This is a genomic window from Devosia ureilytica (assembly GCF_024273195.1).
GTDB lineage: Bacteria > Pseudomonadota > Alphaproteobacteria > Rhizobiales > Devosiaceae > Devosia > Devosia ureilytica.
This window is the reverse complement of record NZ_JAMZCU010000003.1, coordinates 655,707-677,711: the sequence shown is the minus strand read 5'-3', so window position 1 is coordinate 677,711 and position 22,005 is coordinate 655,707. Positions and strand designations below refer to the sequence as shown.

Genomic DNA, 22,005 nt, shown 5'->3' with positions numbered 1-22,005 from the left:
CCCTGTTCCGCCCCCGGGCTTGACCCGAGGGTCACTCTCAACGCAATGGGTGTGGCGATTGACCTTCGGGTCAGGCCCGAGGGCGGCCACGGATCAGTTCATGTCTTCAAGTACCACCGCACACAAGAATTCCGTTCTTGCCGCCTATCACGAGCTTGTTGCCCGGGGCGCCCTGACCCCCGATCCAGCACAGGTTGACGCGGCGCGGGAACTGGACCGGGTGCTGTCGGACCTCGTTTCTCACAAGCCCCGAAGGGTCTTCGGCTTTTTTGAAAAGCCGGCCAAATCCGTGCGCGGGCTCTATCTTCATGGCGAGGTCGGGCGCGGCAAGACCATGTTGATGGACCTGTTCTTTTCCGCGGTGCCACTGAGGGAAAAGCGGCGGGTGCATTTCCATGAGTTCATGGACGAGGTGCATGCGGGGATCGCCGCCTTCCGCAAGTCGCCGCGCGGCAAGGACGATGATGCCGATCCGGTGGCGGCGGTGGTCAAGCCGATCCTCAAGTCCGGGTTGCGGTTGCTGTGCCTGGATGAATTTCACGTGCACGACATTGCCAATGCCATGCTGCTCGACCGGCTATTCTCAAAGCTGTTTGCCGGCGGAGTGACGCTGGTAGCAACATCCAATGTGGTGCCGGACGGGCTCTACAAGGATGGGCTCAACCGGCAGCTGTTCCTGCCGTTCATCGCGCTCCTCAAGGAGAAGACCGTGGTTGCCGACCTGCCGAGCCAGCAGGATTACCGGCGCCTCAAGTTTGCGGGCCAGCAGGTCTATGCCTTCGGCAGCGGACCCGAAGTGCGCATAGCAATGGACAAGATGTGGTTGCGCATTACCGGGGGCGAACCAGGTTCGCCGGGGGTGGTGGAGAGCATTGGCCGGCAAATTCCGGTGCCGCTGATGGCTATGGGCGCCGCGCGGTTTGGTTTTTCCGATCTGTGTGAAAAACCGCTGGGGACGCGCGACTTCGTACGTATTGCCCATCAGTTCGATTCCCTGGTGCTCGACGATGTGCAGCAGATGGACCGCACGCGTTCGGATGCGGCCAAGCGGTTTATCCTTCTCATCGACTCGCTCTATGACCGGGGCGTCAAACTGGCAGCCAGTTTCGCGGTGCCGCTTGAGCAATTGGGCGCGGACGACAGGACGGCGTTCGAGTTTCAGCGCACGCTGTCGCGGCTGACCGAAATGCAGTCGGAGGAATATCTGGGCAAGGGGCTGCGTGATGCGGCGCCCGCCGAGTCGTCCCAATAGTATGACGTTTGCCCAAAAGGCATACCCCCATCGCCCATGAGCAAGGCAGATTCCGGGATTACGACGAAGGGTTCACTTGCCCGGCTGTGCTGACAGGGTTAAGACGTGCGCCAATTCAACGCAGTCCGGGATGAGGATTTATGGCGCGCAAAAAGATTGCCCTTATCGGTGCAGGTCAGATTGGCGGGACGCTGGCCCTGCTGACGGCGCAGAAGGAACTCGGTGACGTCGTGCTGTTCGACGTGGTCGACGGCGTCGGCCCCGGCAAGGCACTGGACATTGCCCAGTCCGCTGTGACCCAGTCCTTCGACGTCAAGATGAAGGGCACTTCCGAATACAAGGACATCGAAGGCGCCGATGTGGTGATCGTCACCGCCGGCGTGCCGCGCAAGCCCGGCATGAGCCGCGATGACCTGCTCGAAATCAACCTCAAGGTGATGGAGCAGGTGGGTGCGGGCATTTCCAAATATGCACCCAACGCGCTGGTCATCTGCATCACCAATCCGCTCGATGCCATGGTCTGGGCGCTGCAGAAGTTCTCCGGCCTGCCCGCCAACAAGGTGATTGGCATGGCCGGCGTGCTCGACAGCTCGCGCTTCTGCCACTTCATTGCCGATGAGCTGGGCGTCTCGATCGAAGACGTCAATGCCTTCGTGCTCGGTGGCCATGGCGACACCATGGTGCCGCTGCCGCGCTATTCGACTGTTGCGGGCATTCCGCTCACGGACATCGTCAAGATGGGCTGGATGAGCAAGGAAAAGCTCGACGAAATCATCCAGCGCACCCGCGATGGCGGCGCCGAGATCGTTGGGCTGCTCAAGACCGGTTCGGCCTTCTATGCGCCGGCTGCTTCGGCCATTGCCATGGCTGAGAGCTATCTCAAGGACAAGAAGCGCGTGCTGCCCTCTGCCGTACAGCTGAATGGCGAATATGGCGTCAAGGGCACCTATGTGGGCGTGCCGGTGGTCATCGGCGCCGGTGGCGCAGAAAAGGTCGTCGAGATCGCGCTCAACTCTGCCGAGCAAAAGGCTTTCGACAAGTCGGTCGGCGCAGTGGAAGGCCTGATCGAGGCCTGCAAGAAGATCGCGCCCAAACTGGCGTAACACAACAAGCCGCTGGTTCAGCCAGCGGCTTTTGGCTTTCCGGCTCCAGAAATGCCGGATGACAAACTGCCCACCCAAGGGGAAAACGATGAATATCCATGAACACCAGGCCAAGGCGCTGCTGAAGGAATACGGCGCGCCGGTTGCTTCGGGCGTTGCCATTTTCTCGGCCGACGAGGCTGAAGCGGCTGCCAAGTCGCTGCCCGGCCCGCTTTATGTGGTCAAGAGCCAGATCCATGCCGGCGGCCGCGGCAAGGGCAAGTTCAAGGAACTGGGCCCCGATGCCAAGGGCGGCGTGCGCCTGGCCAAGTCCATCGACGATGTGGTCGCGTTCTCCAAGGAAATGCTGGGCAACACCCTGGTGACCAAGCAGACCGGCGAGCATGGCAAGCAGGTCAACCGCCTCTATATCGAAGACGGCGCTGATATTGCCCGCGAACTCTACTGCTCGCTGCTGGTCGACCGCGCCACCTCCAAGGTGAGCTTCGTCGTTTCGACCGAAGGCGGCATGGATATCGAGGCCGTGGCCGAGCACACGCCCGAAAAGATCATCACGGTCGCCATCGATCCGGTGGCTGGCGTGACCGCTGACGATGTGGCCAAGATCAACGCGGCTTATGAACTCGAAGGCGCTGCGGCTGAAGATGGCAAGGCGCTGTTCCCGATCCTCTACAAGGCGTTCACCGAGAAGGATATGAGCCTTCTGGAAGTGAACCCCCTGATCGTGATGACCAATGGGCGTCTGCGCGTGCTCGATGCCAAGGTCAGCTTCGACAACAATGCTGCGTTCCGCCACGAGGAGCTCAAGCCCCTGCGCGATCTTTCCGAAGAAGACGCCAAGGAAATCGAAGCCTCCAAGTATGACCTCGCTTATGTGGCCCTCGACGGCAACATCGGCTGCATGGTCAATGGCGCAGGTCTTGCCATGTCCACCATGGACATCATCAAGCTCTATGGCGCTGAGCCTGCCAACTTCCTCGACGTTGGTGGCGGCGCCTCCAAGGAGAAGGTGACGGCTGCATTCAAGATCATCACTGCCGATCCGGCCGTGAAGGGCATCCTGGTCAACATCTTTGGCGGCATCATGCGCTGCGACGTCATTGCCGAGGGCGTGATCGCCGCGGTCAAGGAAGTTGGTCTTGAAGTGCCGCTGGTGGTTCGCCTCGAAGGCACCCGGGTCAAGGAAGGCAAGGAAATCCTCGATCAGTCCGGCCTCAATGTCATCTCGGCTGATGACCTGGACGATGCTGCCCAGAAGATCGTCAAGGCTGTGCAGGGCTGAGGTGATGCGAACCGGTCTCGCGCTATTGCTGGGCCTGATGCTGGCTGTTCAGCCAGCCATGGCCCAGGGCAAGACCAAGTCGTCGCCGGTCGAAGAGGCCGTGGCGGCGCTGGGCGTGTGCGAGAGTTTTGCCAAGGGTGACGTGATGGCGGTCGATGCCGCCATTGCCGCAGGTTGGGATGCCTATGACCAGGATGCGGAAAGCCCGTTCATCCGGTCCTATGCAGCCACCCGCGAAATCCCGGGCATGGGCTGGGGCGATGTGTTCGCCCTGGTGGAAAGCTATCCTCAGGCAACGCTGGGCTATTGCCGGCTCGATGTCGCCGAACCCAAGGGTGCTGGCGAGGCCGTGATTGCGGCCCTCGCGGCGCTTGAGCGCTACCAGGGCAATGTCGAGACCGAAAACGGGGGCAGCTACGCCAGCCTCAAGGGTTCGGACAATGACAATACCCTGCTGATTACCCATTGGGACGACGTCGGTTTCGTCATCCAGCTCACCATCATTACGCCGAAAAACGCTTCGAGCGAATAGTAAACCGCCCGTTCTGATGCGGGCATGAATGCGGCGCCTGGCGCCCGAAGACGGAAGAGAAACAGATGTCCATTCTCGTCAACAAAGATACCAAGGTTCTGGTTCAGGGCCTGACCGGCAAGACCGGCACCTTCCACACCGAACAGGCACTGGCCTACTTCGGCACCAAGATGGTGGGTGGTACCCATCCCAAGAAGGGCGGCGAAGTCTGGTCCTCGGGTGTCGATGGCACCGAATTGCCAATCTTCACCTCGGTTGCCGAAGGCAAGGACAAGACCGGCGCCAATGCCTCGGTGATCTATGTGCCGCCGGCCGGCGCTGCCGCTGCCATCGAGGAAGCCATCGACGCCGAGATCGAGCTGATCGTCTGCATCACGGAAGGCGTGCCAGTCATGGACATGGTGCGGGTCAAGGCCAAGCTCGAAAAGTCCAAGTCGCGACTGATCGGGCCGAACTGCCCTGGCGTGCTGACGCCGGAAGAATGCAAGATCGGCATCATGCCCGGCTCCATCTTCTCGAAGGGCTCGGTTGGTATTGTTTCTCGAAGCGGCACGCTTACCTATGAAGCTGTGTTCCAGACCACCAATGAAGGCCTGGGCCAGACCACCGCTGTCGGTATCGGCGGCGACCCGGTCAAGGGCACCGAATTCATCGACATGCTCGAAATGTTCCTGGCCGACGAAGCCACCAAGTCGATCATCATGATCGGTGAAATCGGCGGTTCCGCCGAAGAAGAAGCGGCCCAGTTCCTCATCGATGAGGCCAAGAAGGGTCGCAAGAAGCCAATGGCTGGCTTCATCGCTGGTCGTACCGCACCTCCGGGTCGCACCATGGGCCATGCCGGCGCCGTGATCTCTGGCGGCAAGGGCGGCGCTGAAGAAAAGATCCAGGCCATGGAAGCGGCCGGGATCAAGGTATCGGCTTCGCCGGCGCGCATCGGCGCGACGCTGGCGGAAGTGCTCAAGAGCTGATTGTTCGGGCTAACCTCGGGCTTGTCCCGAGGACCTTTCGGCCGCAAAGCCGGCAGCCCAAAACGTGTGAATGGCGGCCCTCGGATCGAGCCCGAGGGTGGCTCTGCGTGGTGATGGGGTTGGTCGCAAATGCGCGCCCTGAGCCCCCATTGCGACCAATGTCGGTCGCGCTTCGGTCACGGTTCGGTGCTAAGCCCGGACCGTGCCGGCCTAAAGCACAATTGAGTGAACCGCGGTGCCGTGCGGAGCGCCGCAAGTCTTAACAAGTTACAAAGGAAACGCGGTCAATATTCGCCCCACTTTATGGATGACCGCATTGGCACTGGCTCCGATCCTCGAAGCCGGTTCGTTGAGAAGGATGGCAGGGCGCAAGGTCCTGCGACACAAGCGATGACACGACAGGAAAAGAACGACGCGTTCTTGCTGACCTCGTTCCTCTATGGGGGGAACGCCGACTACATCGAACAATTGTATTCCCAGTTCAAAACCGATCCTTCCAGCGTGGATGAGACCTGGTCGAGCTTCTTTTCAAGGCTCGATGACAGCCAGGCCGAGGCCCAGAAAAACGCCGATGGCGCAAGCTGGGGCCGCAAGGACTGGCCGCCCGCCGAGGGCGGCGACCTGGTCAGCGCGCTGGACGGCGACTGGGGTAATGCTGCACTCAAGGTCGAAAAGGCCGTGGGCAAGAAGGCCGCTGCCGAGGGCAAGCCGGCGCCGAACGCAGCTGATGTGCTGCAGGCGACGCGCGACTCGATCCGCGCCATCATGATGATCCGGGCCTATCGCATGCGCGGACACCTGCATGCCGATCTCGATCCGCTCAAGCTCAAGACCGACGAACCGGCGCCCGAGCTGGACCCCAAAAGCTATGGGTTCACGGAAGCCGATTTCGGCCGCAAGATCTTCATCGACAACTATCTGGGCGTCGAATACGCCACCATCCCCGAGATGCTGGCGATCCTCAAGCGCACCTATTGCGGTACGCTGGGCATCGAGTTCATGCATATCTCCGATCCTGAAGCCAAGCAGTGGATTCAGGAGCGCATCGAGGGGCCGGACAAGGAAATCACCTTCACCCCCGAGGGCAAGAAGGCGATCCTTTCCAAGCTGGTCGAGGCCGAAGGCTTCGAAAAGTTCATCGACGTCAAATATACCGGCACCAAGCGCTTTGGCCTTGATGGCGGTGAGGCCACCATTCCGGCGCTCGAGCAGATCATCAAGCGCGGCGGTGCCATGGGCATCAAGGACATCGTGTTGGGCATGGCCCACCGCGGACGCCTCAATGTGCTGACGCAGGTGATGCAGAAGCCCCATCGCGCCCTGTTCCACGAGTTCAAGGGCGGCGCTTTCTATCCCGACGACGTAGAGGGTTCGGGCGACGTGAAGTACCATCTGGGTGCTTCGTCGGACCGCGACTTCGATGGCAACAAGGTGCACCTGTCCCTGACGGCCAATCCGAGCCATCTCGAAATCGTCGATCCGGTGGTGCTGGGCAAGGCCCGCGCCAAGCAGGACCAGTATATCGCGCCCGACGCCAAGTTGGTGAACATCGCCACTGACGGCAAGCCGGACCGCTCCATGGTGCTGCCCCTGTTGATCCATGGCGATGCGGCCTTCGCCGGCCAGGGCGTGATCGCCGAGTGCCTGGGGCTTTCGGGCCTCAAGGGACATCGCACGGGTGGCTCGATCCACTTCGTGATCAACAACCAGATCGGCTTCACCACGAGCCCGATGTATTCGCGCTCCTCGCCCTATCCGACCGACGTCGCCAAGATGATCGAGGCGCCGGTGCTGCATGTGAACGGCGATGATCCAGAAGCTGTCGTCTTTGCAGCCAAGGTGGCGGTGGAATATCGCCAGAAGTTCGGCCGACCGGTCGTCATCGACATGTTCTGCTATCGTCGCTTTGGCCACAATGAAGGCGACGAGCCCAGCTTCACCCAGCCCACGATGTATTCCAAGATCCGGGGTCACAAGACGACGCTGGAGCTCTATTCGGAAAAGCTGATCGGCGAGGGACTGGTCAGCCAGGCCGAAATTGACAAGCTCAAGGCTGACTGGCGCGCGACGCTCGAAGCCGAGTTCGAAGCCGGGCAGGATTATCGTCCCAACAAGGCCGACTGGCTGGACGGGCAGTGGAAGAGCTTCAAGCCGGCCGAGGATGAAGGTCCGCGGCGTGGCGAGACCGGCGTTGCCATGGAGAAGCTGGTCGAAATCGGCACCAAGCTGGCGCAGGTTCCAGCCGATTTCAACGTCCACAAGACCGTCAAGCGCTTCATGGACAATCGCCTGAGCGCCATTGAATCGGGCGAGGGTATCGACTGGGCGACCGCCGAGGCCCTCGCGTTCGGTACGCTGGTTGCCGAAGGCAATCCGGTGCGCCTGAGCGGCCAGGACTGCGAACGCGGCACCTTCAGCCAGCGCCACTCGGTGCTCAACGACCAGCAGGTCGAGGCCAAGACTTATACGCCGCTCAACAACCTGCATGCCGACCAGGCGCGCTACGAGGTCATCAACTCGATGCTCTCGGAAGAAGCAGTGCTGGGTTTTGAGTATGGCTATTCGCTGGCCGAGCCCAAAGCGCTGACTTTGTGGGAAGCTCAGTTCGGCGATTTCGTCAACGGCGCCCAGGTGGTGATCGACCAGTTCATCTCCTCGGGTGAGCGCAAGTGGTTCCGCATGTCGGGCCTCGTGATGCTGTTGCCGCATGGCTATGAAGGGCAGGGGCCGGAGCATTCGTCGGCACGTCCCGAGCGCTTCCTGCAGCTTTGCGCCGAAGACAATATGCAGGTCGCCAATTGCACGACCCCGGCCAATTATTTCCACATCCTCAGGCGGCAGCTGAAGCGCGACTTCCGCAAGCCGTTGATCCTGATGACGCCAAAGAGCCTGTTGCGCCACAAGCGTGCGGTTTCGGGTCTGGTGGAACTCGGTCCCGACAGTGTCTTCCATCGCCTGCTGTGGGACGATGCCGAGGCGCCCGGCCTGCCCAAGACCACAATCAAACTGGCTGCGGATGACAAGATCCGCCGCGTGGTGCTGTGCACCGGCAAGGTCTATTACGATCTGCTCGAAGACCGCGAAAAGAAGGGCATCGACGATGTCTATCTGCTGCGCGTCGAGCAGCTCTATCCGTTCCCGGCCAAGGCCGTGCTGGACGAACTCGGCCGTTTCCCCAATGCTGAAGTGGTCTGGTGCCAGGAAGAGCCGCGCAACATGGGAGCCTGGGCGTTTATCCAGCCCTATGTCGAGTGGGTTCTGGACCAGATGGGCCGCACCGGCCAGCGCGTGCGTTATGTCGGCCGTCCAGCCGCCGCATCGCCCGCGACCGGGCTGATGCGCACGCATCTGGCCCAGCTCCAGGCATTCCTTGACGACGCGTTCGCGCAGTAACCCGAGTAGATCAGTTCACCGTTTCGCTAAAACGGCGAACTGATCTAAAGTATTTTTTGTCGCGCTTCCGAACCGCAAAACCGTTGCCACTTTTGCTGGAAGCGCTCTTGAAGGACAATTCTCAATGTCGACAGAAATCCGCGTCCCGACCCTGGGTGAAAGCGTTACCGAGGCCACCATCGGCCAGTGGTTCAAGAAGGTGGGCGACAGTGTTGCCGCCGATGAGCCTATCGTCGAGCTGGAAACCGACAAGGTGACCATCGAAGTGCCGGCCCCCTCGGCTGGCGTTTTGGAAGCCATTGCTGCGCAGCCGGGCGAAACCGTTGATGTGGGCGCGCTGCTCGGCGCGATCGCCGCCGGTTCGGGCGCTGCTGCCTCGGCCCCGGCCGCTGCGCCTGCTGCGGAAGCCAAGACTGACACGCCGGCCAATAATGCGGCTGGTCCCGAAGTGATCAAGCCCGAGCCTGCGGCCCAGCCGGTGACTGCCACTGACCGCGCCCCGGCGCCATCGGCGCAGAAGATGATCAATGAAAAGGGCCTCGACGCCGACACTATTGCCGGTTCGGGCAAGGCCGGACAGGTGCTCAAGGAAGACGTGCTGGCCGCGCTGGCCAAACCGGCTCCTGCTGCTGCTCCCGCCCCGGCTGCTGCCAAGGCTCCGGCAGCGCCGCGTGCACCGGTTTCGGCTGACGATGCGGCTGGTGAAGAGCGGGTCAAGATGACCCGGCTGCGCCAGACCATTGCCCGCCGCCTCAAGGACGCGCAGAACTCTGCCGCCATGCTGACCACGTTCAACGAGGTCGACATGAAGCCGGTGATGGATCTGCGCAATTCCTACAAGGAGCTGTTCGAGAAGAAGCACGGCGTCAAGTTGGGCTTCATGGGCTTTTTCACCAAGGCCGTGGTCCATGCGCTCAAGGAAATCCCGGCGGTCAATGCCGAGATCGATGGCGATGACCTGATCTACAAGAAATATGCCCATATCGGCGTGGCCGTTGGCACAGAAAAGGGCCTTGTCGTGCCAGTGGTGCGCAATGCCGACCAGATGAGCATTGCCGAGATCGAAAAGGAAATCGGCAACCTGGGTCGCAAGGCCCGCGACGGCCAGCTCAGCATGGCCGACATGCAGGGCGGCACCTTCACCATTTCCAATGGTGGCGTCTATGGCTCGCTGATGTCGACGCCGATCCTGAATGCCCCGCAGTCGGGCATTCTGGGCATGCACAAGATCCAGGAACGTCCGGTCGTCGTCGGCGGTCAGATCGTCATCCGCCCGATGATGTATCTGGCGCTGAGCTACGATCACCGCATTGTCGATGGCAAGGAAGCCGTGACCTTCCTCGTGCGCGTCAAGGAAAGCCTTGAGGCCCCCGAGCGGCTGGTGCTGGACCTCTAATTCTAGCCACAGTTCTCAGATTTTAAGGGTCCGCTCCGGCGGGCCCTTTTGTTGTCACGTAATGGTGTGGGGATCAGGCGGGCCGGTAAGGTTGCTTTAGCATTTGGCGTCGATATGCATGGGGGCGTGGACGCGCATCAGGGGCGTTCTGGAGTGTTTGGCTTGAAATCAGGACTGGGTTTTTGGGGCATGGTGGCCCTCTTGGTCGCGCCGGTGTCAGCGCAGGAGCAGGCCAGCGCCGACGCGAGCCTTGTGGGCGAACTCATGGCGTTTCATGGTTCCAGGGCCATTGTCGATGCGATGACCACCCATTGCTACGAGACCACGGGGTTGGACAATGCCTATAAGGCGGCGGCCGAGAACTGGTATCTGCGCAATATCGGCTATCTCGATCTGGCGGATCGGGTGATTGCCCGGCTGGGCGGTGGAACCGAGGGCCAGCAGGAAGCTGCCGAGACCTATGGCGGCAGCCAGATTATGAGCGCCTATAACCAGGCCGCCGACAAGAGCGTGTTCTGCCGCACCTTTCTCGAGCAGGTCGATAGCGAGGCCCTCGATATCGACCAGCAATTGCCGGGCGTGTTGAAGCGAGCGCAGGACATTTCATCGTCCTGAGCCAGGGCCAAATCTTTGCCAGTTCGGGTTTTTTGGTGATCCAGGTGGACACGGGCCGCGTTGCGGATGGCAACAGGAGAAACCTATGTCTGTCGAACTGACCCTGCTCATCTGGAGCGCCGTGCTGGCCTGCACCTATCTTGGGGTGCAATCGACGCTCTACCGCATCGACTATGGGGTGGAGCACGCCAATAGCCAGCGTGACCATGAGCGCGCGCCCAACAAGTGGACGGTGCGCGGCGAGCGGGCGCTGAGCAATTTCCTCGAGACCTATGGCCTGTTCATCGCGCTGGCAGTGGCGACGGAATTGTCCGGGCGGTCAGATGGCTTGACGCAATGGGGTTCGCAGATTTGGTTCTGGGCGCGCTGGGCCTATCTGCCGGCCTATTTCGTAGATGTTCCACAATTGCGCTCGCTGATCTGGACAGTGTCGCTTGCCGGGCTGGTGCTGCTGTTCGTCGGCGTCGCGTTTTAAGCATTTGCCCGCGGCCTTGCTGATTGGGCAGGGGGCGATCATCGCACCTGCGTTGCCCATCACGCGGTGCTGGTGTAACGCTTTGCCTGCTTAATCGCGGCGGTGGCGACCTATGGACTTCCCTTGGTTCGAATTTCTGGGCTTGATGCTGGCCTTTGGTATCAATGCTGTGATTCCGGGCGCCGATTTTGCGATGGTGCTGCGCCAATCGGTGGTGCATGGGCGGCGCGAGGCGCTGCTGACCTCAGCGGGTATCGCGACGTCAATTCTGGTGCATGGGTCCTATACGCTGCTAGGCGTCGGCGTAATCGTCGGGCAGTCGCTGCTGGTGTTCAATATTCTCAAATGGGCCGGGGCCGCCTATCTGGTCTGGCTGGCCATTGCGGCGCTGCGCAGCCCGCCGCCGCAGCCGCCCGTGGTGGGCCAGGGGGAGGTTGCGCACAAGGGCGACATGGCGGCCTTTGCTCTGGGCTTCCTGACTAATCTGCTCAATCCCAAGGCGGTGCTGTTCTTCCTGGCCCTGTTCACCTCGCTGGTGTCGATCCACACGGCGGGGCAGATCAAGGTGATTTATGTGGGCAGCATGAGCCTCATGCTTTTTGCCTGGTTCGCATTGGTGTCGATTTTCTTTACGACACCGAAGGTGCGGGCAGGCTTTTTCCGTTTCGGTCGGTGGTTTAATCGGGTCACCGGCATTACATTCCTGGCGCTGGCGGTGCGTGTCGCACTGGCACAGCAGCGCTGACAAACTCTGTTGAGGCTCAAGACAATGGCTGACCAATTCGACCTTACCATCATCGGCTCCGGCCCCGGCGGCTATGTCTGCGCGATCCGTGCGGCACAGCTGGGCATGAAGGTGGCTGTGGTGGAGAAATGGGCGACGCTGGGCGGCACTTGCCTCAATATCGGCTGCATCCCCTCCAAGGCGCTGCTGCATGCTTCTGAATTGTTTGAGGAAGCCGGGCATGGCTTCAAGGCGCTGGGCATCGATATTCCCGCGCCCCAGCTCAACCTCAAGCAGATGCAGAACCACCGTTCCGAAACGGTGGCCTCCAATGTTGGCGGCGTGGATTACCTGTTCAAGAAGAACAAGATCACCGTCTTCCGCGGCATCGGCTCGATCCCCTCGGCCGGCAAGGTGCTGGTGACGCCGCAGACCGGCGCCCAGACCGAGATCGCCACCAAGAATATCGTGATCGCGACCGGTTCGGTTTCGGCCAATCTGCCGGGCATCGAGATTGACGAAAAGACCATCGTGACCTCCACCGGCGGGCTGACGCTGGACAAGGTGCCCAATAAGCTCGTGGTGATCGGCGCCGGTGTGATCGGGCTGGAGCTTGGTTCGGTGTGGATGCGCCTTGGCGCGCAGGTGACCGTCGTTGAATATCTCGACCGTATCCTGCCCGGCATGGACAGCGAAGTGGCCCGCCAGTTCCAGCGCATGCTGCAAAAGCAGGGCATGGAGTTCAAGCTCTCGAGCAAGGTCGCGGGTGTCGACAAGCAGGAAGACGGCACGCTCAAGGTCAAGGTCGAACCTGCCAAGGGTGGCGAGGCGGAAGTGCTGGATGCCGATGTGGCGCTGGTGGCCATCGGTCGTAAGCCGTTCACCGAGGGACTTGGCCTCGACCTTGCCGGCGTGGCGCTGGACGAGCGCGGCCGGGTGCGGGTCGACGCGCATTACAAGAGTTCGGTCGACGGCATCTATGCGATTGGCGACGTCATCGTCGGGCCGATGCTGGCGCACAAGGCCGAGGACGAGGGTATTGCTGTTGCCGAAATCCTCGGTGGCCAGTCAGGCCATGTGAACTACGCCGCCATTCCGGCCGTGGTTTATACCAACCCTGAGGTTGCCTCGGTGGGCAAGACCGAGGACGAGCTTAAGGCCGATGGCGTCAACTACAAGATCGGCAAATTCCCCTTTACCGCCAATGGTCGTGCCAAGGCCATGTTGGCCACCCAGGGCTTTGTGAAAATCCTCGCCGACGTCGAAACCGACCGGGTGTTGGGCGCGCATATCGTGGGCAAGAATGCCGGCGAGATGATCCATGAACTGGTGACGCTGATGGAGTTCTCTGGCGCGTCCGAAGACCTGGCCCGGACCACTCACGCCCATCCGACCCTGAGCGAAGCGATCCGCGAGGCCGCGCTGTCGCTGGGCGATGGGGCGATCCACATCTGACCCCATTACGGCCTCAAACGCCAAAGCCCCGGATGCAGGTCCGGGGCTTTTTGGTTTTCGGCGGGGGGAAATCAGCGGCCAAATTCATCATACAACATACGAATGATTGTATGTTGACTTGTCACTTCAACTTCCATACCAGTTTTATCCAAGGCTCGCCCATCGGTAAAGAGACGTGAGCCGACGGCAGGATGATCTGCCGTTTGGGCCGGTAGGGACCTATTGCCTCCCGGCCTTTGAAACACATTGGGAGGACAACCATGTTTCATCTGCCTAAGATGGCGGCTGTGGCCGTCATTGCATCTTCGCTCATGATTTCTGCTGCCAGCGCTCAGACGGTGCTGCGTTCGTCGGACACGCACCCCGATGGCTATCCTACCGTCGAAGCCGTCAAGAAGTTCGGTGAACTTCTCTCGGAAAAGACCGATGGTCGCTATTCGGTTGAAGTGTTCCACTCGGCTCAGTTGGGCCAGGAAGCCGACACGATCGAGCAGACCCAGTTCGGCGTGATCGACCTCAACCGCATCTCGATCGGCGCATTCGGCACCCAGGTGCCAGAGGCGACCGTGACGCAGCTGCCTTATATTTTCCGTTCGACCGAGCACTTCCACAATGTGCTGGATGGCCCGATTGGTGACGAAATTCTGGCGGCCTTCGATGCCGTGGACGTCGTTGCGCTGGCCTACTACGACGGCGGCGCGCGCTCCTTCTACAACAGCCAGAAGCCGATCAATACGCTGGCTGACATGGAAGGCATGAAGTTCCGCGTCATGGGTTCGGATATTTTCGTGGACATGGTTGCGGCCCTGGGCGGCAATGCCACGCCGATGCCCTATGGCGAAGTCTATTCGAGCATCCAGACCGGCGTTATCGACGGCGCCGAGAACAACTACCCCAGCTTTGATACTGCTGGTCATGCTGAAGTTGCCCAGTTCTACTCGCTGAACGAACACCTGATGGTGCCCGAGGTGCTGGTTGTTTCCAAGATTGTCTGGGATGGTCTCACCGCCGAAGACCAGGCCGCGTTCCGCGAAGCCGCCAAGGAATCGGTTGCTTACCAGCGCGAGCTCTGGGCCGCCAAGGAAGTTGAATCCAAGGCAAAGGTCGAAGCACTTGGCGTGACCATCAACGAAGTCGACAAGGCTCCGTTCATCGAAGCGATGAAGCCTGTGTACGAGAAGTATGTGACCGATCCTGCCCTGCAGGACCTGGTTGCCCGCATCCAAGCCACCGAAGGCTGATGCCTATTGCCGGGCCTGCCCTTGCGGCCGGCCCGGTTTCTTTTCCGAGGAGAATGAGCCGATGAAGAACGGGCTCCTGGCGGCAAGTCGCGTGCTGAGCGCGATTTCGACACTCGCGCTCTGGCTTGCCGGGACGGGTCTCGTGGTGATGACTGTGCTCGTCGCCTATCAGGTCTATATGCGCTACGTGGTCAACGCTTCGCCGTCCTGGACGGAAGGTGCTTCGATCATGATCATGAGCTGGTTCATCTTCCTGGGTGCAGCGGTGGGCGTGCGGGAGAAATTCCACATGGGCTTTGACGTGCTGCTCTATGTGATGCCGCCCGTGGCCAAGCCCTGGCTGCGCAGCATCAGTGACATTGCCATTTTTGCATTTGCCTTCGGCATGGTGTGGTACGGCAGTGAACTTGCCATTCGTGGCGCCAGCGTGCGCATTCCGGTGATCGGCCTGCCGCAGACTTTTACCTATCTCCCCATCGTGGTTTCAGGTGTCCTGATTTGCCTGTTCGTGCTGGAGCGCATGGCTTTGCGCCTGGCCGGCGAACCAGTTGACGCCGATTCCGTCGAGCCGACCGTGAACGAGGCCTGATCGTTATGGAATACTGGATTCTCTTTGGCGTTTTCGGTGGCCTGATGGTGGTGGGTACGCCCATTGCCTTTTCGCTCGGCATCGCCAGCTTTGCCACTATCGTCTATATCGGACGGCCTCCGGTCGTGGTGTTCCAGCAGCTGAACTCGGGCGTATCGCCGTTCACGCTGCTGGCTATTCCCTTCTTTATTTTTGCTGGCGACCTGATGATGCGCGGCGGCATTGCCGCGCGGATCATTGCCTTTGCCGGCGCCCTGGTCGGGCATATCCGGGGCGGGCTGGGGCAGGTCAATGTCGTGGCCTCGACCCTTTTCGGTGGTATTTCCGGTTCGGCCGTGGCGGAAGCTGCGGCTGTGGGCGGCATCATGATCCCACAGATGAAGGCGCGCGGCTATGGCGCCGACTATGCGGTCAACGTGACGTCGATGGCGGCGCTGATTGCGCTGCTGCTGCCGCCGAGCCACAACATGATCATCTATTCGCTGTCGGGCGGCGGGCGCATTTCCATTGCGGACCTGTTCACCGCAGGTGTCATCCCCGGCCTGCTGCTGGCGCTGTCGCTGATGATTACGGCCTATATCGTGGCGCGGCGTCGCGGATACCCCACCGAGCCGTTCCCCGGCTTTGCCAAGGCGCTGCAGTATTTCCTCGTGTCCATTCCGGGTTTGATGCTCATTGCCATCATTTTTGGTGGCGTGCGCTCGGGGATTTTCACCGCCACGGAAAGCTCCTGCATGGCGGTGATCTATGCCTTCCTCGTGACGCTGCTGGTCTACCGGACCATGAGCTGGTCGACCTTTGTGCATTGCGTCACTGGCGCGGTGCGGACCACGGCCATGGTGCTGTTCATCATCGGTGCGGCGGCGTCGTTCGGCTGGCTGATGGCTTATCTCAAGGTAGCGCCGATCCTGACCGAATTGGTCGGCCAGCTGACCAGCGATCCGCTGATGGTGCTGCTGCTCATCAATGTGCTGCTGCTGATCCTGGGCACGTTCATGGACATGGGTCCGCTGATCATCATCACCACGCCGATCTTCCTGCCCATGGTCACCAGCTTTGGTGTCGACCCGGTGCATTTCGGCGTCATCATGATCCTCAACCTGGGGATCGGGCTCAATACGCCGCCCCTTGGACCGGTGCAATTCGTGGCGGCGGCGGTGGGCAAGATATCCATCTGGGCCGCCATGCGCAGTGTCTGGCCATTCTATGGTGCGGGGCTGATCGTTCTCGGCCTCGTGACCTACATCCCGGCCCTGTCGCTGTGGCTGCCAAGCGTTTTCCGGTGATGCGATGTCCCTGATCGAAATTGCCCCCCCGGTCCGAAAGCCCAAGCTTGCCGAAATGGTGGTTGAGGCCCTGCGCAAGCGCATCGCCGCCGGTGAATTCGGGCCGGGTGAAAAGCTGCCCACCGAAAGCCAGATGACCACGCATTTCGGCGTCAGCCGGACGGTGGTGCGCGAAGCCATCGCCGCACTCGCTGCGGACGGCATGGTGCAGCCGCGCCAGGGGGCCGGGGTGTTCGTGATGGCACAGGCCAGCTCCGCTTTCAGCTCGATCGCGGGGGAGCGTTCAAACAAGATTTCGGTGGCGCTCAATGTGCTTGAAGTGCGCATGGGCATCGAGATCGAGTCCGCAGGCCTCGCCGCGCAGCGCCACAGCACCAGCCAGGTAGCGGCGATCCTGGAGGCCTGGAATGAGTTCGGGCGGCTGCTCTCGCAAGGCACGCCAACCGGCAAGACCGATTTCATGTTCCACCGCGCCATCGCGGCAGCGACCAATAATCCGTTCTATCTCGAAGTGCTTGATGCGCTGGGAAGCCGGACCATTCCGTGTGACGTGGCCTCGCCGTGGGGCACGGAAAGCGTGCTGACCTATGAATATCAAGTGGGTCTGCACGACGAGCATCGCCGTATTCTCAACGCCATATCTGCCCGCGACGCCGACGGCGCCCGTGAGGCAATGCGCGAACATCTATCGCGCAGCCAGGGCCGGTATCGCAGCCGCCTGGCCGAACAAAGCCAGAAAAACTAGGACCCGACATGACCACCGATTTCGACATTCGCTTCGCCATTGATCCCCTGACCGCATCGGCCATGGGCACTGGCGAACTGCGCGACAATTTCCTGATCGATGATCTGTTCGCCGCCGGACAGGTGCGCTGGACCTATACTCACTACGACCGCATGGCGGTGGGTGGGGCCATGCCCGATGGTGGCGCACTGACGCTGGACGCTATCAAGCCCACCGGCACGGCCAATTTCCTTGATCGTCGCGAAATGATCGTGGTCAATATCGGGGAAGCCGGCACGATTTCGGTGGATGGCGCCGACCATGCCGTGGGGCCGCGCGACATGCTCTATGTCGGCAAGGGGTCCAAGGACGTGCGCTTTGCAGGCGAGGGCGCCAAATTCTACCTGTTGAGCGCCCCGGCTCATTCGAGCTATCCGACGACGTTGCTGCAGAAGTCGGGCGCCAAGCGGCTGGACCTGGGGAGCAACGAGACTGCCAATGAGCGCTCGATTTTCCAGTATGTGAACGCCGACAGCGTCAAGACCTGCCAACTGGTGGTGGGCTTGACCCAGTTTGCGCCCGGCTCGGTGTGGAACACCATGCCAGCGCATGTGCATGACCGGCGCATGGAGGCCTATCTTTATTTCGACCTGAAGCCCGATGCCTTTGTCGTGCATCTGATGGGTGAGCCTGATGAAAGCCGGCACCTGATCGTGCGCAATGAGCAGGCAATCCTGTCGCCGCCGTGGTCGATCCACTGCGGGGCGGGCACTGGCGCCTATACGTTCATCTGGGCCATGGCCGGCGACAATGTCGACTATACCGATGTCGAAAAGGTCGAGATGCAGGACCTGCGCTGATGGATCTCAGCGCGTTTTCCCTTTCCGGCAAGACCGTGATGGTCACCGGCGCCAATACCGGCATTGGCCAGGGCATTGCCCTTTCCATTGGCCGGGCCGGTGGCAAGGTGATCGGGGTTGGCCGTTCGCCGATGGACGATACGGTAGCGCAGATGGCGGCCATCGGTGCCGAGTTTGTCGGCGTCAGTGCCGATCTCGGGTCCACCAAGGACGCGCAGGCGATGTTTGAAGCGGCCTGGGACGAGCATGGTCCCATCGATGGCCTGGTCAATAATGCCGGGATCATCAAGCGAGTCGACGCGGTGGATTTCACCGAGGACGACTGGGACGCGGTGATGGATATCAACCTGAAGTCCATGTTCTTTCTGTGCCAGTCCATTGGCAGGAAGGCCATCGCGGCGGGCCGCAATGCGCGGGTGGTCAACATTGCTTCGATGCTGAGTTTTCAGGGTGGCATTCGGGTGGCCAGCTACACGGCGTCCAAAAGCGGGGTGCTCGGCATTACCCGGCTGCTCGCCAATGAATGGGGCGCCAGGGGTGTCAATGTGAACGCGGTGGCGCCAGGCTATATCGAAACCAACAACACCGAGGCGCTGCGCAACGATCCAGACCGGTCGGCGTCGATCCTGGGGCGTATTCCGGCCGGGCGCTGGGGTGTTCCATCCGACATCGGTGACGCGGCGGTTTTCCTGCTGGCGCCCGCTTCCAACTATATGCATGGCGCCGTCATTCCGGTCGATGGCGGCTGGCTTGCGAGGTAATGAGATGACTGAACAAAAGCTTTTCGCCCAGCCCAATGAAACAGCATGGACCGAACTGGCACCGGGCAACACCCGCCGGGTGCTGATCCACACGCCAGAGCTGATGCAGGTGGAATTCGGCTTCGACAAGGGGGCGGTGGGCGCGCCACACAGCCACCCGCATATCCAGGTCAGCTATGTGGCCGAAGGCAGCTTTGAAGTGACTATCGACGGCAATGTCGAAGTGGTGGGGCAGGGTGGCAGTTTCATCGTGCCGACCGGGCTCGTCCACAGCGTCGTGGCGCTGGAAAAGGGCCGGCTGGTCGACGTGTTCACGCCCATGCGGCAGGATTTCGTCTAACCCAGTTCTGCCAGCATGGCGGCATAGTTCTCGCCGTGCTGTCCGGCCCAATTGGCCTTTCCCGGCGCGGTCAGGCGGCCGCGGCGGGGCGGGATGAAACTGTAAATCGTCCGCTCTGGCATTTCGTGCCATTGCAGGTTGAAGGCGGCGAACTTGGGAAAGAACTCCATATCGGAGTAGGGCAAGTGATCGTGTACCCACCAGGCCATGGCTTCCCAGTCTCCCGTGCGTTCATAATAGGGAATGAAGCGGTTGACCACGATGCAGGCCGTGGCGCCCATGTGGCCCTCAGCGTCTTGCCTGTCCCAGATATGGCCGGCGAAGTTCTTGGGGTTGGTGGCACAGTTGAGCTTATTGGCATTGCCGAAGCCATTGACCTCGGGCGAGCGGTAGGCCGAGCGCACCGAGATGCGGCCAAAGCGTTGCTGGAGGGGTTCGAGCAGGTCCTGACAGAGGCGCGTGCCGGCGGCGATGGCGAGGTCGGGATCGTCGGGCAGGTTCTGGAAGCCATGGATGGCGGCGATCTCGGAATAGAGAAAGTCGCGCATGAAAAAACTCTCACTCAGCCGGGTGCGACCGAAGTCTTCGAGGGCACGAACTGTGCGGGGCTGGCGCATGGGGCTTGTTTCCGACTGGGGCGACGGGCAGATGGTGATGGCGTAACGTTACGCTGCCAATCCGGTTTCGACGCAGGAGAGAAAACGCACCATGCTGGTCATCGCTTTCTACATCGCCATAACAGTCGAGGCCATGACGGCGGCACTGGCGGCAGGGCGGCGCAATATGGACTGGTTCGGGGTATGCCTGATTGCCTGCGTAACGGCGCTGGGCGGAGGCACGATGCGCGATATCCTGCTCGATCACTACCCACTGGTGTGGGTGCAGAACCCCTATGTGCTGCTTCTGGTGTGCGGGGCGGCGCTGGCCACTATTCCGCTAGCGCGGCTGGTGGATCGGCTGAAGTGGCCGTTCCTGCTGCTCGATGCGCTGGGGCTGGTGGTGTTCACGGTGATCGGCTGCAATATCGGCATCGAGGCGGGCGTGCATCCGATCATCGTCATCGTGGCCGGCATGGTGACGGGAACCGCGGGCGGCGTGTTGCGCGATGTGTTGTGCAACGATATTCCGCTGATCTTCCAGGGCGAGCTTTACGCCACCGTTTCGCTGATCACCGGTGTCATCTACTATTTCGGCCTCGTCGGTGGCCTGCCGGGGGACCTAGTGGTGCTGATCGCCATTGCGGTGGGCTTCACGCTGCGCGTGATGGCGCTGGTGTTGAAATGGGAAATGCCCAAGTTCGTCTTCGACCGGGAGATGCGCAAATGAAGCCGGTACGGATCGTGTTGTCGCGGCGCGCGGGATTCGACCTGCAGGCCGTCTCCGAGGCCATCAACGGACTCCCTGCGCACTCGGTGGCGCGGCCGGGGCCATGGGGCAATCCCTTCACCATCGATGCGGTCATGGCCGAGACGGGCCTGGGCAAGGATGCGGCTCAGGCCGAGGCGGTGTCGCGCTATGGGCGCTGGATGAGGGGCGAGATCGAGGCGGATCGTCCGCGCCCGGCGTTGGGCGATATCCGTACCGCCCTCGGGGGCAAGAACCTTGCCTGCTGGTGCCGGGAAGGCTCGCCCTGCCACGTCGATACCCTGATCAAGCTGGCCAATGACTGAGTGGCGCCGGCGGACCCAATCAAACCTTTTTCCCACGGAGACTAGAAGTTGCGACAGACATGGCGATGGTTTGGCCCGAAGGACCTGACCAGCATCAATGACATCATGCAGGCCGGCGCGACGGGTGTCGTGAGCGCATTGCACCACGTGCCCAATGGGGTGGTGTGGTCTCCCGAGGAGATCGCCAAGCGCCATAGCGAGATTGGCACCCGCAAGGATGGCTCGGCTTCGGGCCTGGTGTGGGATGTGGTGGAAAGCCTGCCGGTGACCGAGGATATCAAGAAGCAGAAGGGCGATTGGCGCGCCCATATCGAAAACTACAAGATTTCGATGAAGCATCTGGCGCAATCGGGCATCGAGACTATCTGCTACAATTTCATGCCGGTACTCGACTGGACCCGTACCGACCTCCGGTGGACCGTGCCAAATGGCGGGTCGTGCATGCGCTTTGATATCAATGACTTCGCGGCCTTTGACATTCATATTCTCAAGCGCCCGGGGGCTGCGGCCGATTTCACCAATGCCATTGCCGATGAGGCAGGGCGGCGGTTTGAGGCGATGAGCGAGGACGAAAAGCGCCAGCTTGGCCGCAATGTGACGATGGGGCTGCCGGGCTCGACCGAGTCCATGTCCCTGGAGGACGTCCAGGCTCACCTGGATGAATATGGTGCGATCAGCCGGGATCAGCTGCGCAAGCACTTCGTGGACTTCCTCGAAGAGGTGGTGCCGGTGGCCGAGGATCTGGGGATGCGGCTTTGCTGCCACCCGGATGATCCGCCGTTCGCGCTGCTGGGCCTGCCCCGCATCATGTCCACCGAAGAAGACTACAAGTATATTCTCGATGCGGTCGACAGCCGTGCCAATGGCATGACGCTGTGCTCGGGCTCGCTCGGCGCGCGCCCCGACAATGACCTGCCGGGGATGATGGAGCGCTTTGGCCCCAAGGTGCATTTCCTGCACCTGCGCAACGTCAAGCGCGACACCTCGGACATTGCCGGCTCGTTCTACGAGGCGGAGCATCTGGCAGGCGATACGGACATGGTGGCGCTGATTGCCGCTGTGCTCACCGAGGAGCGGCGGCGCAAGGCCGAGGGCCGCGCCGACTGGGAAATCCCCATGCGCCCCGATCACGGCCAGGACATCATGGATGATCTGGGACGGCGTTCGCAGCCGGGCTATCCGACCATTGGGCGGATGAAGGGGCTGGCAGAGCTGCGCGGCGTGATGACGGCACTCGAGCACGCTCAATGGGGTCTGCCGCAGGGCTGATTGGCCAGGGCTGGAGCAAAAAGACCGGGGCCATGAGGTGGCCCCGGTTTTGGGCGGACCCAGAAAA

General features: G+C 61.3%; 22 protein-coding genes. 21 read left to right on the top strand and 1 reads right to left on the bottom strand.

Features of this window, described 5'->3' with window-relative positions:
- Positions 1-100: 100 nt before the first annotated feature.
- From zapE to NIM87_RS11050, 18 genes are all read left to right on the top strand, one after another.
- A complete protein-coding gene (gene zapE / locus NIM87_RS11135; protein ID WP_254674731.1) occupies positions 101-1,252 on the top strand; it encodes a cell division protein ZapE in 1,152 nt (383 codons plus the stop codon).
- Between the two features lie 140 nt (positions 1,253-1,392).
- Positions 1,393-2,355 (top strand): malate dehydrogenase, encoded by a 963-nt coding sequence (gene mdh / locus NIM87_RS11130; RefSeq protein WP_254674730.1) that lies wholly within the window; start codon positions 1,393-1,395, stop codon positions 2,353-2,355.
- A gap of 88 nt (positions 2,356-2,443) precedes the next feature.
- Complete coding sequence (gene sucC / locus NIM87_RS11125; protein ID WP_254674729.1) at positions 2,444-3,637, top strand: ADP-forming succinate--CoA ligase subunit beta; 1,194 nt, start codon at positions 2,444-2,446, stop codon at positions 3,635-3,637.
- 4 nt (positions 3,638-3,641) lie between these two features.
- Entirely contained in the window at positions 3,642-4,169 is a 528-nt protein-coding gene (locus NIM87_RS11120; protein ID WP_254674728.1) for a hypothetical protein, read from the top strand.
- 65 nt (positions 4,170-4,234) lie between these two features.
- Positions 4,235-5,140, top strand: a complete 906-nt coding sequence (sucD, locus tag NIM87_RS11115) for a succinate--CoA ligase subunit alpha (protein WP_254674727.1) — start codon at positions 4,235-4,237, stop codon at positions 5,138-5,140.
- A gap of 390 nt (positions 5,141-5,530) precedes the next feature.
- Positions 5,531-8,533: a 2-oxoglutarate dehydrogenase E1 component gene (locus NIM87_RS11110; protein ID WP_254674726.1), complete on the top strand. Its 3,003-nt coding sequence runs from the start codon at positions 5,531-5,533 to the stop codon at positions 8,531-8,533.
- 124 nt (positions 8,534-8,657) lie between these two features.
- Positions 8,658-9,929 carry a 2-oxoglutarate dehydrogenase complex dihydrolipoyllysine-residue succinyltransferase gene (gene odhB / locus NIM87_RS11105; RefSeq protein ID WP_254674725.1) on the top strand — a complete coding sequence of 424 codons (1,272 nt, stop codon included), beginning with the start codon at positions 8,658-8,660 and terminating at the stop codon, positions 9,927-9,929.
- Between the two features lie 162 nt (positions 9,930-10,091).
- Complete coding sequence (locus NIM87_RS11100) at positions 10,092-10,544, top strand: hypothetical protein (protein ID WP_254674724.1); 453 nt, start codon at positions 10,092-10,094, stop codon at positions 10,542-10,544.
- A gap of 85 nt (positions 10,545-10,629) precedes the next feature.
- The gene (locus tag NIM87_RS11095; protein ID WP_254674723.1) at positions 10,630-11,019 is read left to right on the top strand and encodes an MAPEG family protein; all 390 of its coding nucleotides are present in this window, start codon (positions 10,630-10,632) and stop codon (positions 11,017-11,019) included.
- 112 nt (positions 11,020-11,131) lie between these two features.
- Positions 11,132-11,764 carry a LysE family transporter gene (locus NIM87_RS11090; RefSeq protein ID WP_254674722.1) on the top strand — a complete coding sequence of 211 codons (633 nt, stop codon included), beginning with the start codon at positions 11,132-11,134 and terminating at the stop codon, positions 11,762-11,764.
- Between the two features lie 24 nt (positions 11,765-11,788).
- Positions 11,789-13,198: a dihydrolipoyl dehydrogenase gene (gene lpdA / locus NIM87_RS11085; RefSeq protein ID WP_254674721.1), complete on the top strand. Its 1,410-nt coding sequence runs from the start codon at positions 11,789-11,791 to the stop codon at positions 13,196-13,198.
- 260 nt (positions 13,199-13,458) lie between these two features.
- A complete protein-coding gene (locus tag NIM87_RS11080) occupies positions 13,459-14,439 on the top strand; it encodes a TRAP transporter substrate-binding protein (protein ID WP_254674720.1) in 981 nt (326 codons plus the stop codon).
- A gap of 61 nt (positions 14,440-14,500) precedes the next feature.
- Positions 14,501-15,028, top strand: a complete 528-nt coding sequence (locus NIM87_RS11075; protein ID WP_254674719.1) for a TRAP transporter small permease — start codon at positions 14,501-14,503, stop codon at positions 15,026-15,028.
- A 5-nt stretch (positions 15,029-15,033) separates the two neighbouring features.
- Complete coding sequence (locus NIM87_RS11070; protein WP_254674718.1) at positions 15,034-16,314, top strand: TRAP transporter large permease; 1,281 nt, start codon at positions 15,034-15,036, stop codon at positions 16,312-16,314.
- A 4-nt stretch (positions 16,315-16,318) separates the two neighbouring features.
- Positions 16,319-17,059: a FadR/GntR family transcriptional regulator gene (locus tag NIM87_RS11065; RefSeq protein WP_254674717.1), complete on the top strand. Its 741-nt coding sequence runs from the start codon at positions 16,319-16,321 to the stop codon at positions 17,057-17,059.
- Between the two features lie 8 nt (positions 17,060-17,067).
- Complete coding sequence (gene kduI / locus NIM87_RS11060) at positions 17,068-17,898, top strand: 5-dehydro-4-deoxy-D-glucuronate isomerase (RefSeq protein ID WP_254674716.1); 831 nt, start codon at positions 17,068-17,070, stop codon at positions 17,896-17,898.
- Positions 17,898-18,659: a 2-dehydro-3-deoxy-D-gluconate 5-dehydrogenase KduD gene (kduD, locus tag NIM87_RS11055; RefSeq protein WP_254674715.1), complete on the top strand. Its 762-nt coding sequence runs from the start codon at positions 17,898-17,900 to the stop codon at positions 18,657-18,659. Before kduI ends, kduD begins: the two co-directional genes overlap by 1 nt.
- A 4-nt stretch (positions 18,660-18,663) precedes the next feature.
- Positions 18,664-18,999, top strand: a complete 336-nt coding sequence (locus NIM87_RS11050; protein WP_254674714.1) for a cupin domain-containing protein — start codon at positions 18,664-18,666, stop codon at positions 18,997-18,999.
- On the opposite strand, the gene NIM87_RS11045 is transcribed toward NIM87_RS11050, so the two are convergent.
- A complete protein-coding gene (locus NIM87_RS11045) occupies positions 18,996-19,616 on the bottom strand; it encodes a hypothetical protein (protein ID WP_254674713.1) in 621 nt (206 codons plus the stop codon). The two genes, NIM87_RS11050 and NIM87_RS11045, sit on opposite strands and share 4 nt — an antisense overlap.
- 91 nt (positions 19,617-19,707) lie before the next feature.
- Between NIM87_RS11045 and NIM87_RS11040 the strand changes: the two genes are divergently transcribed.
- Genes NIM87_RS11040 through uxuA form a run of 3 tightly spaced genes read left to right on the top strand, consistent with a single transcriptional unit; the run spans position 19,708 to position 21,938 of the window.
- Positions 19,708-20,325, top strand: coding sequence for a trimeric intracellular cation channel family protein (locus NIM87_RS11040; RefSeq protein ID WP_254674712.1), 618 nt, complete (start codon positions 19,708-19,710; stop codon positions 20,323-20,325).
- Positions 20,322-20,669, top strand: coding sequence for a DUF4326 domain-containing protein (locus NIM87_RS11035; protein ID WP_254674711.1), 348 nt, complete (start codon positions 20,322-20,324; stop codon positions 20,667-20,669). The genes NIM87_RS11040 and NIM87_RS11035 overlap by 4 nt, the downstream gene beginning before the upstream one ends.
- Before the next feature lie 48 nt (positions 20,670-20,717).
- A complete protein-coding gene (gene uxuA / locus NIM87_RS11030; protein WP_254674710.1) occupies positions 20,718-21,938 on the top strand; it encodes a mannonate dehydratase in 1,221 nt (406 codons plus the stop codon).
- The last annotated feature ends 67 nt before the right edge of the window (positions 21,939-22,005 follow it).